Source organism: Staphylococcus pseudintermedius, from assembly GCF_034042775.1.
GTDB lineage: Bacteria > Bacillota > Bacilli > Staphylococcales > Staphylococcaceae > Staphylococcus > Staphylococcus pseudintermedius.
Genome location: NZ_CP120150.1, coordinates 379,712 through 398,970, shown reverse-complemented (window position 1 = coordinate 398,970; position 19,259 = coordinate 379,712). Strand labels below are relative to the sequence as shown.

General features: G+C 39.1%; 15 protein-coding genes. 4 read left to right on the top strand and 11 right to left on the bottom strand.

Translation table 11 applies throughout. The features are described 5' to 3' along the window. Position 1: 1 nt before the first annotated feature. The 5 genes from trpC to P3U61_RS01575 form a co-directional block, all read right to left on the bottom strand. Positions 2 to 781, bottom strand: a complete 780-nt coding sequence (gene trpC / locus P3U61_RS01595) for an indole-3-glycerol phosphate synthase TrpC (RefSeq protein WP_037542283.1) — start codon at positions 779 to 781, stop codon at positions 2 to 4. Beyond that, on the bottom strand, positions 778 to 1,782 hold the full coding sequence (gene trpD / locus P3U61_RS01590; RefSeq protein ID WP_014612987.1) for an anthranilate phosphoribosyltransferase: 1,005 nt from the start codon (positions 1,780 to 1,782) through the stop codon (positions 778 to 780). Before trpD ends, trpC begins: the two co-directional genes overlap by 4 nt. Beyond that, a complete protein-coding gene (locus P3U61_RS01585) occupies positions 1,766 to 2,350 on the bottom strand; it encodes an anthranilate synthase component II (RefSeq protein WP_020219473.1) in 585 nt (194 codons plus the stop codon). Before P3U61_RS01585 ends, trpD begins: the two co-directional genes overlap by 17 nt. After that, positions 2,347 to 3,750, bottom strand: a complete 1,404-nt coding sequence (locus P3U61_RS01580) for an anthranilate synthase component I (RefSeq protein ID WP_096533389.1) — start codon at positions 3,748 to 3,750, stop codon at positions 2,347 to 2,349. Before P3U61_RS01580 ends, P3U61_RS01585 begins: the two co-directional genes overlap by 4 nt. Positions 3,751 to 4,839: 1,089 nt before the next feature. Further along, a complete protein-coding gene (locus P3U61_RS01575) occupies positions 4,840 to 6,486 on the bottom strand; it encodes an alpha-keto acid decarboxylase family protein (protein ID WP_110179156.1) in 1,647 nt (548 codons plus the stop codon). Positions 6,487 to 6,719: 233 nt separating this feature from the next. Here P3U61_RS01575 and P3U61_RS01570 point away from each other — a divergent pair, with 233 nt between their 5' ends. Both P3U61_RS01570 and P3U61_RS01565 read left to right on the top strand, forming a co-directional pair. Continuing rightward, positions 6,720 to 7,709, top strand: coding sequence for a YeiH family protein (locus tag P3U61_RS01570; RefSeq protein ID WP_110179150.1), 990 nt, complete (start codon positions 6,720 to 6,722; stop codon positions 7,707 to 7,709). 777 nt (positions 7,710 to 8,486) lie between these two features. Then, positions 8,487 to 9,617 (top strand): sugar diacid recognition domain-containing protein, encoded by a 1,131-nt coding sequence (locus tag P3U61_RS01565; protein WP_214520588.1) that lies wholly within the window; start codon positions 8,487 to 8,489, stop codon positions 9,615 to 9,617. A 753-nt stretch (positions 9,618 to 10,370) separates the two neighbouring features. Here the strand turns inward: P3U61_RS01565 and P3U61_RS01560 are convergent. The 3 genes from P3U61_RS01560 to P3U61_RS01550 form a co-directional block, all read right to left on the bottom strand. Then, positions 10,371 to 10,766, bottom strand: a complete 396-nt coding sequence (locus P3U61_RS01560; protein WP_214520586.1) for a hypothetical protein — start codon at positions 10,764 to 10,766, stop codon at positions 10,371 to 10,373. Between the two features lie 71 nt (positions 10,767 to 10,837). Continuing rightward, positions 10,838 to 11,995 (bottom strand): FAD/NAD(P)-binding protein, encoded by a 1,158-nt coding sequence (locus P3U61_RS01555; RefSeq protein ID WP_014612979.1) that lies wholly within the window; start codon positions 11,993 to 11,995, stop codon positions 10,838 to 10,840. 226 nt (positions 11,996 to 12,221) lie between these two features. Next, entirely contained in the window at positions 12,222 to 13,106 is an 885-nt protein-coding gene (locus P3U61_RS01550; protein WP_096533450.1) for an SDR family oxidoreductase, read from the bottom strand. A 380-nt stretch (positions 13,107 to 13,486) separates the two neighbouring features. Between P3U61_RS01550 and P3U61_RS01545 the strand changes: the two genes are divergently transcribed. Continuing rightward, positions 13,487 to 15,004 carry a M4 family metallopeptidase gene (locus P3U61_RS01545; RefSeq protein ID WP_140241519.1) on the top strand — a complete coding sequence of 506 codons (1,518 nt, stop codon included), beginning with the start codon at positions 13,487 to 13,489 and terminating at the stop codon, positions 15,002 to 15,004. Between the two features lie 206 nt (positions 15,005 to 15,210). On the opposite strand, the gene P3U61_RS01540 is transcribed toward P3U61_RS01545, so the two are convergent. Continuing rightward, entirely contained in the window at positions 15,211 to 16,335 is a 1,125-nt protein-coding gene (locus P3U61_RS01540) for a hypothetical protein (RefSeq protein WP_129945733.1), read from the bottom strand. A gap of 186 nt (positions 16,336 to 16,521) precedes the next feature. Here P3U61_RS01540 and P3U61_RS01535 point away from each other — a divergent pair, with 186 nt between their 5' ends. Continuing rightward, a complete protein-coding gene (locus P3U61_RS01535; protein WP_014612975.1) occupies positions 16,522 to 16,731 on the top strand; it encodes a hypothetical protein in 210 nt (69 codons plus the stop codon). An 81-nt stretch (positions 16,732 to 16,812) separates the two neighbouring features. Here the strand turns inward: P3U61_RS01535 and P3U61_RS01530 are convergent, their stop codons facing one another. Continuing rightward, positions 16,813 to 17,688 carry an alpha/beta fold hydrolase gene (locus P3U61_RS01530; RefSeq protein WP_101458225.1) on the bottom strand — a complete coding sequence of 292 codons (876 nt, stop codon included), beginning with the start codon at positions 17,686 to 17,688 and terminating at the stop codon, positions 16,813 to 16,815. A gap of 103 nt (positions 17,689 to 17,791) precedes the next feature. Continuing rightward, positions 17,792 to 19,210: a phosphate--AMP phosphotransferase gene (locus P3U61_RS01525; protein ID WP_041614885.1), complete on the bottom strand. Its 1,419-nt coding sequence runs from the start codon at positions 19,208 to 19,210 to the stop codon at positions 17,792 to 17,794. Positions 19,211 to 19,259: the final 49 nt, after the last annotated feature.

Sequence of the window (19,259 nt, the reverse complement as noted above, 5' to 3'; positions counted from 1 at the left end):
GTTACACCTCTTTACGCAATTTAAAGCTTTGGAGTTCTGCTTGTGGATCATTCGCTTTCATCAATGTTTCACCGATCAGTACGCCTGCAATCCTAGTTGGTACAAGCGTTTCGATATCCGACACCGTCTTAATGCCACTTTCTGAAATGTAATGTATACCCGGGTGTCGTGAAGTTAAAATTTGTCCGGTATGACTGACATCAGTCTTAAAACTTCTCAAATCACGGTTGTTTACACCAACAAATTGCGGTCGAATACGATGTGCTCGTGCCAGTTCTTGTCGGTCATGGACTTCCACAAGCACTTCTAATCCGAGAGCTGTCGCATAATCATGTAATCGCGCCAATGCTTCATCTGTTAAAATGTTGACGATGAGTAAAATCATAGACGCCCCTGCTTTTTTCGCCACATCGATTTGTCGCTCATCAATCATAAAGTCTTTACAGAGTACCGGCACATCCGTCTGTTTTGTCAAGGCTGCCATCCGTTCATAACTGCCCCCAAAATATTGTTCATCCGTTAAAATCGATATCGCTGATGCGCCTCCTGCTGTATACAATCGCAATTGTTCCTCTAAATTACGGTCCGGTATATCTAAAACGGTCGGGCTTTTTGACTTAATTTCCGCGATCACGCCGATTGTACGGTCATTTTCAAATTGTTCCGCTACAGTCCGTTTGTGTGACACAGCTACTTCTTCTAAATTGTTCAATAACGTTTCATAGTAACCTTCAGCGAGTAACTGCTTTTTATATTCGACAATGTCATCTAAAATCGTCATACGACTACACCTCCTGCTTGTTCATATTGTTTGAATGCAGCGCCTGAATCAATACATGACACTGCATGGGCGATCCCTGCTTCAATCGTGTCGACAATTTCCGCTGTGTAAAACGCAAGTCCTGCATTAAGTAACACGACGTCTCTCCTTACAGATTGATCCGTTCCATTTAAAATGTTTAGTGTTATTTCCTTATTTTCTTCTGGCGTCCCACCTCGAAGCGCTTCATCTGGTGCATAACGCAATCCATAATCTGCCGCATTGACTGTATATTCACGAATCCCTATCCTTTGGTCCATTTCAACGATTTGATTGTCACCCGATAACGTCGCTTCATCCATGCCATTCGCCCCATGAATGACAATAGCTCTTTTACGGCCTAATCGCTGTAACACTTCAGCAATTTTTATCATTCTCGTCGGATCAAACACCCCCATCGACTGATAATCTAACGCAAACGGATTAATGATCGGGCCGACAAGGTTTAAAATCGTTGGACGTCCCACTTTCACGCGGACCGGCTGCATATTTTTCATCACAGGGTAAGATTCTGTCGCACTAACAAAAGCCAAATGTGTATCTTTTAACTGTTGCACCACAGATTGTACAGGGGTCGTCGCTATGCCCATCGCTTGTAAAATATCCATGCCCCCTGACTGTGATGTGACGCTTTTATTACCATGTTTAACAACTTCAATACCACCACTTGCCGCCACAAATGATACAGTTGTGGAGATATTGAAACTATTCGAGCCATCGCCACCTGTCCCGCAGACACACATACTGCCTAGATATTGCGGTTGTTCAGGGTACATCGTATGAATCAAGCTTTCACATAACGCATACAATTCGTCTGATGTTTCACCTTTCATCGTATAAGCGACAAGTAATGCGACTTTATCTTCTAATGGCGTCGTTTCAGATAATAACGTCGCTATAAACGCGCCCATTTCTTCATGATTGAGTGCTTCAAAGTTCATCATTTTATTCAGTAACGTCATGTGGCAACACACCTTTCTTTACGATTGTTAAAAAGTTTTCTACAATGCCCGATACCGCGATACTTGCGAATGATTCCGGATGATATTGAATGCCATAATGCGGTCGGACTCGATGTTCAAACGATTGAATACTGTCACTTGTTCTACCGGTAATATGGATTCCTTTAGGTAACGACTGTTCTTCACAAATGAGTGAGTGATAGCGCATAATATCAGAATGTTCTGAAATCCCTTTATATAACAGTGTCGACTTTTCAAATTGTAACGTATCAATTTTGCCATGCATGACCTTCGACGCGACGACGACTCGGCCTCCATAATACCGATACAATGCTTGTGCACCGAGACAAATTCCTAAAATCGGTATACCTTTAAAATGCTCGATAATCTCATGGAGTCGCGTCGTATCATCGGGATGTCCTGGACCTGGCGAAATAACAAGTGCATCTGGTTGAAGGTCATACAATGTGTCGTCATCCGGATACTTCACCACAACGTCTTCCTTTAAGCGAAACATATCGACGAGGTTATACGTAAACGAATCATAATTATCAATGACTAAAATCATAGCGTGACCTCCAATAAACTTTTAGCTTTCAATTGTGTTTCTGCCAATTCTTTCTCTGGAATCGAATCATAGACAACACCACACCCTGCTTCAGCATGCACATAGGTCTCATCAATGACCATCGTACGAATCGCGAGTGCTAAATCTAACGTATGGTCGCAATTAATATAACCGACGCCACCACTATAAACACCACGTTTTAAAGGTTGCGTTTCATAAATACGTTGAATCGCACGTAATTTCGGCGCACCTGATACCGTTCCAGTCGGTAATAAACTCGCAATGACATCAATAGGAGAAAGTGTTGGGTCCACATCACCAATAACTTCACTGACAATATGCATAACATGTTCGTAACGTTCTATCGTCATCAATTTCGTCAATTCCAAACTTCCTGGTTGAGCAATACGTAAAATATCGTTACGTCCTAAGTCAACGAGCATCCGATGTTCACTCAACTCTTTTTCATCACTTAACAAGGTTTCTGCCAATTGTTGATCTTCCTCATCAGTGGTGCCGCGTTTAATGGTTCCTGCAATAGGATTCGTCATCACTTTGCCTGCCTTGACTTTCACAAAACTTTCAGGAGAACTCCCCACTAAAATAGGACCACCCATATTAAAATAAAACATATAAGGGCTTGGATTGTTCCTTTTCAATTTTTGATATAACTGATACGTCAATGGATGCAATTGTTCACCAAAATGATGTGCATAACGATAAATGCGTGATGGGACGACTTGGAACATATCACCTTGTTGAATACGTCCTTTAAATAGCTGTACTTGTGCAATAAACGTTGCCTCATCAATATTCGGCTCAATCACTTTTTCAGGTAAATCAGGTACTTGCGTCGTTTCAAACAACTCAATTTGATTGAATTCCGCAATCATCTCATCTAGACGCTCATATAATTCATGTTCCGTCGCTTTAGAAAAGAGGTTTGTCGCAATCACGTAAATTTGTTCTTTATAATGGTCAAATACATATACCGATTCAATCATATAAAAATGAACATCATGCGTTGTACCTGCTGCCGGATATTGTTGTAGCACTGGAAACGCGTGTCGGACTAAATCAAAACTACAATAACCGACAAAGCCTGAAATGAAAGGTAATACCTCAAGCTCTGGTTCAGAAATCTGTGCGTGATATTGCCCTACAAAAGCTTTCAATTGTTCAAACGGTGCAGTCGTTTCTTGAATCGTTTGATGCGGGGCCAAAATATTTAATTGTGATTCTGTTAAAATGACTTCCCCATAAGCATCAAAAGCGACAACAGAATATCGCCCCTTTGTTTGCGATGTTGTGGCACTTTCTAATACAATTTTATGTTGACGATGTCGTGCTAATGTTTCTGGATTGATCGGTGCATCTAAAACGCGATAGGCAATGTTCATAGGGCTCCTCCTTCAATTTTCGGCACTAAAAAAGCGCATGATTGTCCTCCGAAAGGACGCTCACGCGCGGTACCACCTTTGTTAACAATATTGTCACTGTTCGCTTTAAGTTATGATTCAGTTGGTTGCTTCAAGTAAGACCCAATTCATTTGAGGTCGGTATAGACTCGCATCAACCGTCTATTTTCTGGAACTACCGATTGTTCAAACTACTTTTTCTTACCTCACAATTGTTTGTTTCGGTTGAAAGGAACACGACTCACTTTGTTCCGTTTATAAGGCATTTCTTTAATTTTTGGAGATGGGACATTAAAATTTTTCATGCTATTGATGAAGTATTTTTGTTGAACTTGCCCTCTCCCTACGAATTTTGCTTTTGATTGCCATAGTGGCTTCGCTTTCCTAGGGGCTGGCCCTTCAACTAAATTCGGCTTGATTGAAGTGTACACTAGATGGATGCCGAATTGGATTTTCCGGACCAGCTGATCCCTCAGGAGTCTCAGCCCTCTGGACAATCTTATATGAAATACAGCGAAACTGAGGGCAAGTTTATGAAATCAAGAAAGCCAATAGCATCAATTTTTTCTATCCCATTCTCCATCACTTTCCGACTGTTCTAAAGTCATTAATGAACCATCAACCTATGAATGGATTGAGGCTTGAAATTTTCTATGTCCCAAACCCACCTCCACACAATCTAAGTTATTGCTTCACTTTGACTCACTTTACGAGGCGCCTCACCTCAACGAAACGGACGTCATTAATGGCTTTAAGATACTTTTAGATAGCCGACAAAAACTAAAAAACACCACAGTAGACGTCTCTTCTGTAAGGACGCGTTACCGTGGTGCCACCTTAGTTAACATGAATTTCTATATCATGTTCGCTCTTTTGATTACAATTCAATTGGTCGTATATTGCGATTGCCCAATTCATCTCTACGTTTGTGCTAACTTGCATCAACCGTTAGCTTTCTGCGTGCTACATTCGTAAAAACTACTTATCAACCATACGTTTTATGAAGTTATCCAACACTATACATGCATTTCAATTTCATGTCAACCATAAAATTTTGCCCTCTACAACAGATTATTTGTTTTGTGCAGCGAAGGCTTTAGAAATTTCGTTTAGGTTCGCTGGTGCATCTAATACATCCATGTGAACTTCAACAACATGCATCGTATCAGGGTTTTGATCGATTTGATCCATTGCTACTTTTAAGTCATTGGATGTTTTGACGTCGTATGTTGGGATGTCTTTGTTGCCAAATAATGCTGGTAATAATTTATAGTCCCACATTTGAATGTCATTGTATTTGGCATTTTCACCATGAATCTTTTTCTCAACTGTATAACCGTCATTGTTAATAATAAAGATGATTGGATTTAAGTTTTGACGTACCATTGTAGACATTTCTTGTGCCGTTAATTGTAATGAGCCGTCACCAATGAGTAATACATGACGACGTTCTGGTGCTGCAAGTAATGTACCTAATGTTGATGGGAGCGTATAACCGATTGAGCCCCATAAAGGTTGGCCGATAAATGTCGTGCCTTCTTGAAGTGCTAAGCGGTATGCACCAAAGAATGATGTTCCTTGCTCGCCTAATATAACGTCACCTTTACGTAAAAAGTCTTGCATTAAGTTGAAATAGTTTTCTTGTGTTAATGGTTCATCATTATATACTGCTGCGGATACATCTGGCCATTGATATTTTGGGAAGTCGCCTCCATAATTGAAATCAATGTCTTTGAACGCTTCTACAATTTCAGGTAATGACGGTTCAGTTGTTGTATAGTCGCCTACTTTAACGTCGCGATGGTTCAAAGTTACAATCGCATCATTTGAGAATTTTTGTGAGAAACCTGCAGTTGCTGAGTCTGTCAATTTGGCACCTAAAGTAATGACCAAATCGCTACCATCGACATAATCACGGATATTGTCTTCTGCGATATAACCGTCGTATACCCCCATATATTGCGCACTTTCTTCATTAAATGAGCCTTTACCGAGTGACAATTGTGCTACAGGTAAGTTTAATTTTTCTGCAATTGCTTGAACATCTTTTTGCAAACCGTAACTATTGATTTGATGTCCGACAATTAACGTCACTTGTTGTGCGGCTTTTAATCGTTCTGTTAATTTTTCTACTACAGTTGAAACGTTTTCTGCTTTTTGAGTTGCAGGATATGCGACGTCATCTGGTACTTCGATTTCTTTTGCTGCGATGTCAATTGGTAAGTGGACATGTACCGGACGTTTTTCTTCTGTTGCTACTTTAATGATACGCGGGATTTCTGTTAATGCATTGTCTACAGTTAATACTGTTTGTGTTTCAGTAATTTGTGCATACATTTTTTGATAGTCATCAAATTTGCCGTTACCTAAAGAATGGTGCACATATTTGCCGGCTTGTTCAACTACTGTCGTCGGTGCGCCTGTAATTTGTATCACGGGTACATTTTCTGCGTATGAACCCGCAATGCCGTTGACTGCACTTAATTCACCGACACCAAAAGTTGTTACCATAGCTGCAAGTCCGTTCAAACGTGCATAACCGTCTGCAGCATAACTTGCATTCAATTCATTCGTATTACCAACCCATTCTAACGTCTCATGTGCTTCAATATCATCTAAAAAAGTTAAATTGAAATCACCAGGAACACCAAAAATTTTATCAACGCCTTGTTTTGCGATTTCATCTATCAAAAATTGTCCAATACGTTTTTTCATCATCATCCCGTCCTTTTTCTCTTTATTGATTACAATTTACATTTTATACGCCCGCGATAATAAAGTCAACATTATTGACCTATAACTGTCAATGACTATTGAAAAACGATTCTGATACGCCTATACTTGAGAACAAACGAGGATGGCTTGTACGATTGCCACTTTGTTAAACTTAGCGCAAAAATATACGTCATGTTCACATGTTACGATGTCATTTCACGAAAGGATCGATGACTATGTCAAAAGTAAAAGGATTATGCCTAACGTTCACTATTGCTATTATCGCTACCCTCTTAGGTCACTTTTTTCCAATTGTAGGTAGTGCGATTTTTGCAATGGTCATCGGTATGATTTTGAATAATACGTTAAAACTAGCTGAATCATTCAAACCCGGTATTCAATATAGCAGTAAAAAAGTATTGCATTACAGCATCATTTTGCTCGGTTTTACATTGAGTTTTCAATCAATCGGAACAGTAGGCCTCAAGTCATTACCGATACTCATTGTGACGCTACTCGTTGCCTTTGTTGTGGTCACATTGTTAGTCAAGTTATTTCATATTGATTTAGATACAGGAATTTTAATCGGCGTCGGTACCTCTATTTGTGGGGGCTCTGCTATTGCCGCAACAAGCCCAGTCATTAAAGCTAAAGACAATATTATCGCTTTTAGCCTTTCTACAGTGTTTTTATTTAACTTAATTGCGGTCATTATTTTCCCTCCGATAGGCCACTTTTTTCATATGAGTCAAGAAGCATTTGGTTTTTTCAGTGGGACAGCAATTAACGATACATCTAGTGTCGTAGCAGCAAGTGCGTTATATGGTTCAAAGGCACTTGAAGTCGCGACCATTGTTAAATTAACACGTACACTTTTTATTATTCCTATCACGATTGGTCTGGCGTTTTGGGTGGCTAAACGTCAACAAGCAACAAATGACAGTGGCCAACGTCAAAATATATGGGCGATGATTCCGAACTTTATTATTTGGTTTATTGTTGCATCACTGGTTAGTACCATTTTTAATTTTTCTGATGGTATCATTACGATTTTCAAACAAGCGGCACTGTTTTTCATTACAATTGCACTTGCGGGGGTTGGGTTATCAGTCAAATTTAGCCAATTTAAGCAAGCAGGTATTCGCCCTATCTTGTTAGGAATGATGACTTGGGCTGCTTTAATTGTGACAAGTTTGATCATTTTAGTGATGATTGGCATGTTGTAAAATCACTCCAGGGGGAGACATACTGTGCATTCGCACGATGGTCCTCCCTTCTTTTTCATTTTCTCCATCAAACAACAAACGTTGATTTCACGCCATTCTTAAACATATGCATCTTTTTTTAACACTAAAAATCACACACTTTTTAACAAATCAGTTTAAAGAAGAAAAATTTTCTTATCCTACTTTAAAATTTAATTGTTATTGTTATAATATAAAATATCACAACTTTTTACTAGCCATCATAACTATATTGTTAAATTAATAATATATAACTTCTAAGGTAATTAGATATAAATTTGCATAAAAAGTAAAAAGTGTTTTATCATAAAAGTACAGTTAACACTTAAACAAGAGTGATTGAATTGCACCTTTACATTGTAAATCAAAGTTAACAAAGTTCAAAAAAACTTAAAGAAAAGGTTTCGGTAAACCTATTACAATCCATTCATTCTATGATATGATATACACATTTAATATCATTCAGTGAAAAATCAAGCGTAACAGAACAAAAAAATTATATTCTATTTTTTCTGTTGTTCGTTTTGGAAACACGCTATGATATGAAGATTGCCCTTTCTCAACATGTATGACAACAGCCCTTTCACTACAAGCTAGGAAGTGTTGGTATTTTGCCAGTCATGAGACGATGCAATCAAAAGGGTTCGTGTGACAAATCCAACAGGCCGACTCAACTTCTGATGTCCATTCTACTATTCAACAAAAGGGAACTGCTTTACCTTTATTTAGAATACATATAAAAAATAGGAGCTGGAGTAAATGATAAAACAACATTGGGCTCAAAAAGTCGTAAAAAAAGCGTCATCTATCATTAAAGCTGAAGTACTGATTACGAATCGGGGTGGTCAAATTATCGCAACATCTAACCCTGATCGTGTAGGTGAAGTACATCAAGCTGCGCGCCACTCGATTGAACGTAACCTGCCCATCGATATTGAATTAGAAGATATGTCTTTTTGGAACGCGCAACATCCTGGTGTTATTCTTCCTATCGAACTACATGGAAGAGTTTACGGTGCCCTACTTGTCAGTGGCAATCCTGATGAAATACGTGCTTATTCGCATTTATTAAAACTTCATGCCGAATTTATCGTTGAAGAAGAGTTAGAACACTACTCTCGTTTTCAAGAAACATTGTCACGCACGCAAATGTTGGCACATATTTTATTCAATCCTGACGTTTACTTTCAAAATTACCAACGCAAAAGTTTGATCGATCGCTTAGGCTTAAATGATGAATTTGCCGTTGCGCTTATTTCTATGCAAAGTTCGAGCAAATCCAAAACGTCAGCTTTACGTGAGGCATTAGAATCATTGAGATTACCAGGGGATGAGATTATCGAAATTTCGCCACAAGAATACGTTTATATCGTCAAATCTAACCCTAATCGCGGTAAATCTCATGAAGAATTAATTGATGGTTTCGATAAAAATGTACAAAATGAAGTATTTGACCGTACATTAATTACACTTGGCTCATTTACAACGGGTATCAAAGGTTTAGTTCAGTCCTATCATGAAGCGCGTTCGTTGCAGTCCCTATTGCACGATTTAAAAATTCAAGAAGGGCTTCATACTTATAAATCACATGAACTTGCAACGATTTGTAATAATATTAAAAAATTCACACCAGAAAATGAAACGACATTGGTCGCAAATTATAAGAAACTACTGCATTTAGGGGAAGACAAGTACTTAGGAGAAACGATTGAAGCTTATTTTAGAAACCACGGGAAGTTAGTCAAAACTGCGAATGATTTGTTTATTCATCGGAATACATTGAATTATCGTATTAAAAAAATCCATGAAATTACAGGTTGGGATCCGAATACAATTGATGGGATTGTGTTATTAAGAATTGCACAGTTGCTTTATGAAGGTTCAGAATAAATTTAAAAACATGAGGTTAAGACATAAAATTTTTATCCCATTCCCCCTCATTTTTCGCCGATGTTATCATCATAATGAATAAAAGTCCATAAAAAGGTAGGGGGCGGGACATAAAAACTTTTGATGCGATTGATGCAATATTTTGTTAAACTTGCCCTCCCTACGATTTTCGGTTTTTGATTGCCATCAAGGCTTCCCTTTCCTAGGGGATGAAGGGAGGTTGTGACAAAAGCGCTTAGGATTTGAGCAGAACCGAGCGATGAGCAAAATTGCTTTCCAAATTTTGCCGAAATCGCGGGGGTTCTGTCGAAAATCCTGCTTTTGGAACACCGTTTATTGATTCCCAGCGCACCCATTCATTGTGGATTTTGGGAGCAGTACAGAAATCTCATGTGTAACAAAGCTTTCGTCGTACTACCCCCGCAAGGCTGACTCGACTTCTCAAAATCATGCGCATTGAGAAGTCAGACAGCCACTACGTTAAACGGTAGCCACTTTTAAAGTTAAATGACGTTGTTTAGCCTTTAACTTATCCCTCAGGCGTCTCAGCCTTCTGGGCAATCATATTTCAAATACTGCACAACTGCTTGCAAGTTGATGAAATCAAGAAAACGATCGCATCGTTTTTTACATACACCCTTATTTTTCAACGGTTTAATCACCATTAATGGATATCAATCCATAAATAGAAGCAGAGACTAGGAAAACATCATGTCCTAGTCTCTACTTTTTTGTGTCTCATTAAAAAAATGGTTATTGCTCAATTTGATACAAGTTCGGATGGATACCAAGACTGGGGACGTCAAATCCAATCGTATGCACGGTCGCCTTCTCACCTTCACGAATGTCTTTTTGTACCGCCAGACTATCCCATTTGCCATGTAATAAAATATCACTGTTCTCAATCTTAATCGTACGATCGCCTTGTTTCAGTTCAATAAACTGTGTTGTGCCTGTCGTCATTCCATGATCTTCTCTATATTTTTCTACGATGATACCTTCATACGTGTGACGGTTAAGTTCTGGAATCACAGTGCCCATACCAATAAATAAAATGAGTAAGATCATACCAAATGCAAAGATAACCTGCATCACACGATGATTGATTTTTCGATATTTTGGAGGTTTTTCGCCTTTCGTTTTTTTCATAGTTATCGCTCCTATCACTCGCATTATATCGGATATGCGAATCATTTCATAGTGCGATTACAAAATCTTAATTAGACTGCGTTCTGATAAGCTGTCGTACTTTCGGTATACGCTTGACCGATACGTAACGCCGCTTGTCGACCACCCATAATATTACGGGCAAAAGGACCTAGTGCCAAGTCAGCTAACATGCCTGAAACGTATAAACGAGGCACCCACTCCAGCTGTGTTGTAGTTTTCGGATAACCTGCGACGAGTTGTGCTTCAGGTAGTCGTAAAATATCTTGAATGAGTGGCTGTGTCATCACATCAAGAACAAAGCCCGTCGCTAAATAAATGCCATCGTATGCCACGCGCGTCTCTCCGGAAACGATACAATGGTCTTCTAGTCGCTCGATAGGCGTATGATGCACGATCAAACGACCCGCTTTTTCATAATTTTTCAATGTCATATACATATCTCTCGGCATAGACCCTTTATGACGTTCTTTTTTGTTAACGTGTATTCTTTCGGCTAACGGCATCGCTTCAAAAGGCTTCATATTTTTCGGACCTAACCACGCTGGATCCGCATCGAAGTGATGGACATCAAAAGGCTTCTTCATCCATAAATGAACAGTTTTATCTGGACTTTCTGTGAGCAATTTAATAACGAGATGCCCTGCCGAAATCCCACTTCCGACTACATGAGAACCTTGCATTGAGGTATCGAGGTCAAGACTATGAATATGTTGCACGTGCGGTTGATCTTGAAATGCAGGTGGAATAAACGGCGTATGGTGTGTACCCATAGCTAAAACGACGTGTTGTGTTCGAATTTGTTGCTGATTGTCTAACGTAATTTCCCAATCTTCACAGCAACGGCATAGGTGTACTGCCTTTTGACAAATATGACATGTCTCTAAACCGTAATGACGTATCCAATGACGTGTATGGTCGAAAAACATATCTAATCTTGGGCGTTGATACGGACCAATCATCGGTTGCGTATAGCCTTGTTGTTTCGCGAATTTTTTCAAATTAAAAGGTTCAGGATGACAATGATGCACTAATGGCGAACGTAAATAAGGCATCCCGATACGCGCTGTTTGTCTATCAAATTGATCTAATAAATGAGGATGTGGATCAATCATTCTCAGTTGTTCCACGGGTAATCCAAGTTGTCGGAGTTGTAATGCAATCGTTGTCGCATGCACACCCCCACCGATAATAACCCATTCGTATGTCATAGGATTCACTCTTTCTATATAGGAATGATTACGATTTATAATAAAGGACTTTGACGTATGAATCAACTATTTTCGTAAAAAGACATGTCGGATTTCCTCCTTATAAAAAGGAAGGCATTACATTTAATATGTCTTCTTTAAAAATCGCGATACTCATCAACCTAAAAAAGAGCTAAGACGTCATTTACTCAACGTCCTAACTCTTTTAATACTCACTCTCATTCTATTAATTAATCGGTGCACCACCAGTGATACCATAAACTTGCCCTGTAATATAGCTTGCGTTATCAGAAGCAAGCAGGACATAAACATCCGCGAGTTCAACTGGCTGACCTGCACGCTGTAACGGTTGATTTTGACCAAATTCAGGGATACTTTCTTGCGGTTGACCTCCTGAAATTTGCAACGCCGTCCAAATTGGGCCAGGCGCCACAGCATTGACACGAATGCCTTTAGGTCCTAGTTGCGCTGCGAGACTTTTAGTTAATGAAATGTTACATGATTTGGTCATCGCATAATCCACTAAATGTGCGCTTGGTTTCACACCTTGAATCGATGACGTTAAAATAATACTCGCACCTGTTTCGAAGTATTCTAACGCTTGTTGAATTGAATAAACTGTTGAGAACACATTCACTTCAAACGTATCCGTCAATTGTTCAGCAGATAAGTTTTCAATTTCATGTTCGAATTGTTGCATACCTGCATTTAATACGAGAATATCTAAACCATTGAGTTGTTCATGTGCATCTTTAACCATTTGTTTCGCATATGTTGCATCTCGTAAGTCACCTGGTAACAAGACAGCTTTTTGACCTGCTTTCTCAATGACGGCTTTCACTTCATCCGCATCGGCTTGTTCGTCAGGGTGATAAGCAATAGCAACATCCGCGCCTTCTTTCGCATAAGCAATCGCCGCTGCTCTACCAATACCTGAGTCGCCACCTGTCACTAATGCTTTTTTGCCCACTAATTTGTTCGAACCTTCATATGTTTCTTCACCACAATCAGGTACCGGTGTCATTTGATTTTGTATGCCTGGATAAGGTTGATATTGTTTCGGAAAGTCTTCATTGTAAAAGCGGTTTGTTGGATTATTTTGAGTCATTATAAAACTCCTTTTCAATAGTTTACTTCTAAAATTCCCGATATCCCCTTGAAAGAAACATTCATTTTGAACACGCTATATAAAATTCTGGGCATTTTCTTTTAATTCTCCTGTTATATTCAACGTCTGAACCTGAATTTAAATTTACTCTTTTTAACATCTTTTACATACGAAAATTTTTTTATTTATAGTATCATTTTTAAATGAGACTCTTTTTAATTGAAAATTCTAACGAAACGGCATACCCTAGCTGTCGAAAATCGCAGCCCAAAAGAAGTTATTTTACACTTAGGCATAAAAATATAACACTTAGGCAAAAATATACTTTGCAATTTATAAATTTATTAAAATTTAAACATACCAAAAGTTAAGGAGTTGTTTAAATGTTTAAATTGTCAAAAAAGGTTTTATTTGGTACTTTATGTTTATCAGTATTATCTTTATCTCCAAATGTATATGCTGAATCGTCGTCGGAAAAGCCACTAGAGAAAAACTTTAAAACCACCGTTAAATCGAAAGCAGATGCAAACAAAGCCTTAAAAGAATTGCCAAGTGATGTGAAAGACAATTATAAGGATTACGATGTAGTCGACGCACTCACTGACGACCTTGGTTATACACACTACACACTTCAACCTGTTGTCGATGGTGTTCATGCGAAAGATCAAGAGGTAAAAGTCCACGTTGACAAAAAAGGACAAGTGGTACTCATTAACGGGGAAGTAAACGCAGAAAAAGTCGATCCAACAAACAGCGTAAGTATTTCTAAAGATGCTGCCCTTTCAACTGCCTTTAAAGCTGTAGATATAAAACAATCTGAAGCATCCAACTTAGATGAAGATGTCGTTAAAGTCAATGATGTCGAAATTGATGGTGAAGACAACAAATACGTTTATCATGTAGAATTAGTAACAATGGAACCCGATGTGTCACACTGGGATCTTAAAGTTGATGCCGAAACAGGAGAAGTTGTAGAAAAAACAGACTTAGTTGCCCATGCAGCTGCAACAGGTACTGGTCGAGGTGTTCTTGGTGACACTAAACGTATTAACATCAACTCTATTGATGGTGGTTATTCATTAGAAGATGTGACAGGTTCTGCAGTAATGGCTACGTATGCTTTTAACCCTGCGTCAGGTTCTGCAGACTTAATTACAGACCCAGACACAAACTTTACAGATGACTACCAACGCGCAGGTGTTGATGCGAACTATTACGCGAAAAAAGTATATGACTACTACGCATCAAAATTTGATCGTCGTTCTTATGACAACAGAGACAGTGATATTATGTCAATTGTGCATGTCAATAACTTCCAAGGTCAAGACAACCGTAACAATGCTGCTTGGATTGGTGACAAAATGATTTACGGTGACGGCGATGGCACTACATTTACAGCTTTATCTGGTGCAGATGACGTCGTTGCTCACGAAATTACACACGGTGTAACACAAGAGACAGCTGGACTAGTTTACCGTGGCCAACCAGGTGCTTTGAACGAAAGTATGTCTGACACATTTGCTTACTTTATGGATCCGGGCGATACTTTAATCGGTGAAGATGTGTATACACCAAGACGCCCAGGTGATGCATTACGCAGCATGTCAAATCCAGAACAATTTAACCAACCGGGCCATATGAGAGACTATGTCAACACGTCAAGTGACCATGGTGGCGTACATACGAACTCAGGCATTCCAAATAAAGCTGCTTACCTTACTGTTAATAAAATCGGTCAAGAACAAGCTGAACAAATTTATTACAGAGCATTAACATCTTACTTAACTTCTACTTCAAATTTTGCAGATGCCAAAGCGTCATTAGTTCGTGCTGCATTAGATTTATATGGTGAAGATGTAGCGAGGCAAGTCGAAGCTGCATGGGAAGAAGTAGGCGTATAATTGCTTGCCTTAATCATGACAACTGAGTTACAACACAAATTATCCGATGAATTCCAATGCCACAATCCAACGAGACGACGCTAAGGTTAAAAGCGACATAGAAGCGTTGTGGGCGGATTTCTCGGACAATCATATCAACCCTACCTTAACCCCCTTAAACAGTAAGAGACTGGGACATTATGTTTTCCCAGTCTCTTACTACGCTTTTACCTTCTTGTTTGTTGTATCCACGTTCTGACCGCCATAAAATTTTGCCAATCCGACTCACTCATCATCACAATGCCATATTTTTCTAACTGTTGTTGGACTGCCTCACGTATAGACTTATCCATATAATGCATTACCCCGGGATAATAACGGTCATAAAATTGAAAATCGCATTGTTGAACAAGGGCATCCGCTTCTAATGGGATATGTTGGACTAACTTTTCCGCTTGCGCCCTACCACCATATTTCAATAGGAAGAGTGCTAAAAAGTCCAATCGTTCGTCCGTTCCCCAAGCGATTCCTGTCGGTTGCACTTGATTGGCATACGCACCTAATCCGAGACGTCCCCGTTCATTTTCAACATCTATAAGGAGACGTTGTTGTACACCGATATGCGGTTGCGACGTTCTCACCGCACGACACGCCTGTTCAAGCATATGGGGCCAACGTTGACAAGCAATTTTCGTATGCCCCACTGCAGTTAACCCTAGCGAATGAGGCAAGTTCACCATGCCTGCAATCGCCTGTTCAGCCTCCATTTTCGTCATGTTCACTGTCAATGGATTCAACTGCATCCCAGTCACCATATAAGTGGTATTGAAAAAATCTTTGTACAAAATACTGCCTATCATATAATAATCTGAAGTAATCAAAGGAAAATGCGTCTCCATCACATTCGTTTTCACGATGCGACTTTGCCATTCATCAAACATGTCATACATATGTGCAGATTCCCAACCAAAATCGAGTGACACTGCATTCACATCACCTGGCGTCAGTGCAAATGCTGACAAATTATATACATCTCCGTTAAAATTGAGCGTTTTGATATCATGTCGCATTATTGTATTAATATTCCAAAAGAGCATACGCCCTTTACAAATCAGCTTGGCACCCGTGCGTTGTTCAATCTGTCGTTTCGTTCGTTGAGAAACTTTCCACTCCATCTCGATCATGTCATAGTACTGACCACAAAGCGCTGCCAATGCTTCCGCTACCAAATCATTGCGCACTTCGATAGGGTCTGCCATTTCAAATCGAATCGTGCCTTCATGTCTCTCATCATAATAAACAGCTTCAATCCACCCTTGCTGATGTCGAATCGCTTCGAACGTCACTTTCACATCATGCGCCTCCTTTGATTCTTCTTTTGTTTTATCGTAACGTAATGATGTTAATTTGATGTAAAGCGACGTTTGATTGTCGTATGCTCATGCTAAGGTTGGAGAGCGAATTGTTGCTCTAGACGCATGCCACATGATTGCGATTCATGTATACTTAAATTATCATGCGACAAGGAGGTTTCTACAATGCGTGTTCTTTTACGTGCTGCCATTGCGATCGGTGTGATCCTATTTGCAGCACACTATTTTCAAGATAATGACAACTTAGCGGCTGTCGAAAATTACAAAAATGATATTGTTCAGTCTTCTTATGTACAAGACTTTTTAAACAGTCAAGCTCTGCAAAAAATAGAGCAGTTGGAATTTGAAGATTTATTGCCTTCTGATTTCTTTTAACTGAATATCAAACTAAAAAAATGCGCATCGACACTTTGTTAGACAAAGCTCAAATGCGCATTTTTGATTTCACCTTACTCATCATTCTGCCAAGAGTTGATTAATGTGATAAGTCATACTGTCTTGTTCTGCGATACTCGAATCATCAAGCACACGTAAAAAGTCTAAATGCCCCACATCCGGATAAATGATTGATTGGACGTCAGCACCTAATGCCTCGAACTTTTCATGGGTAATTTTCGAGTCCTTATTCGGAAAGATCACGTCATCTTCGCCGAGTAAAAAGAGCACTTTGGGCATTTCTTTAATTTTATCAATATCTGCCAAATAATCTGCACGTAACGTGTACATTAAATCTGTAATCATCGTTTCCATTGGCGCGAAATATTGAGAAAAGTTAAAGCCTTCTTTCTGTTTTTTAGAAACGCCTTGAGACAATACGAATTCAGGAATACTGTTGATCATTTCATTTTGCTCACCAGGTTTGACGTCTTTCATAATTTCATACAATAATTTAGAAAAACGCAACTCTTTATAATCGATTTTGGCGGCACTATTTAAATAGATTAAATGTTTAATCGGTAGCGTGTTGTATCCCGCAAGTTTTGTCGCAATTAATCCGCCCATCGAATAACCAATCATGGACATTTCTGAAATGTGAGAAGCCTCAACAATAGTGACAAGCGCTTCGTTAATTCGTTTCGCATATTCAGAAAGGTCATAATCTTGGCGTTCAAGACTCGTACTTTTTCCGCGACCAGGACAGTTGATAAAAATCAGTTTGACATCATGAATGTATTTCGCAAAGATCGTCATAATCTTATAATTCATAATCGCACCATGAAGCAGTACAACAGCTTTATCTGTCTCTTGTTTCCCCATGATTGCGACTTCTAATCCTGCATCGTTTGACTGTGATAATTTCATAATATTTGTTTCATAATTAGCTAGTGACATATTTTTTCCTCTATCTCAGTTCTATTCTTTTACGCGTGGGTGATATGCCTCTATATTATAGTAGAAAACCATCACAATAAAAAAGGGCTTGAGTCTGATTTTCTTAATATTGTTGCACACCCCAAAGCTTTTCTTCACATTTTTGAATGATGTACTTTAACACTTCAATACGCGCTGTCTTTTTATGATCCGCAGCCACGACAAGCCACGGTGCATCTGCAGTATCTGTTTTTTGAATCATATCATAACTCGCTTCAAGATATTGGTCCCACTTATCACGGTTTCGCCAATCTTCATCCGTAATTTTCCACTGTTTATCTACGTCTATCTCACGCGCTTTAAATCGTTTCAATTGCTCGTCTTTATCTAAAGAAAGGAAGAACTTCAAAATAATTGCGCCATCATCCGTCCACATTTTTTCGAACGCGTTAATTTCATCATAAGCGCGAGACCACTCTTTCTCAGTCGCAAAACCTTCCACACGCTCGACTAACACACGACCATACCAACTGCGGTCAAAAATTCCAATGTGACCACTTTTCGGCATCGTTTGTGCGAAACGCCATAAATAATGATGACTTAACTCAACATCTGTCGGCGCACTCACGGCATTGACTTCATAACCAGTTGGATCGAGCAACTCACGAACACGTTTAATGTTCCCCCCTTTACCAGCTGCATCCATACCTTCATATACGAGCACGAGCGGAATTTTTCGTTCATATAAAGCAAATTGAAGTTCGCGCATTCGTTTTTGTAACGCTGTCAACTTCTCTTTATAGTCCTCTTTCGAAATTTTAGTTTGCTTATTATCAAATAAGTCGGTTTCAAATGTATCAGAAAAACGGCCGTCTCGATGTGTGTCACGTTGTTCATGACGTGAAATGGCTTGTGTCAAACGCTCATGAATATGTGTGTACATTTGAACGAGCGCTTTTTCACGTTCATCGTAATCAATCACTTCCCATGAATCATCCAATAACGGTTGCATGTACTCTAAATAGGTATCCGGTGCAACAACTTGTTCATATTCTTGTGCTTTCCAACTCGTTAATGGGTTCGTCTTCATTTGCGCAATATGTTCTTGGCGCTTGTCTTCATTAATTTGAATGAAAAACTTAATCATTTCATGGTGATCATTGTCTAGCATCGTTTCAAAGTCATCTATTTCAGACTTTAAAATTTGTGGGTTTTTAAACAACGGATATTTGATTTGATGCACTTGATAATCCACATAGTGTGAATACCAACTTCTAAAATAAATATTAATGTGACCTTTTTCAGGTAAAGTTTCCCAAAAGCGCTGTAAAAATGGGTACCTTAAATCATACTCTGATGGTGTTTTCGTCGCGATAAATTTTGTGTACTTTGCATCTAAATTGAGCAACAACTCGTTCGTTAATCTCGTTTTTCCCGAAGCAGGCACCCCTTCAAAAATAATCATCATTGGTATACCGAGTGCATGTGTTTGTCGTGTTAATCTCGCAATTTCTAAACGTAACGTATCCAGTTTTTTCATCATTCTCACCTCGTTACTCTTATTATATATAAGTCGTTTCAAATTGAGCAAT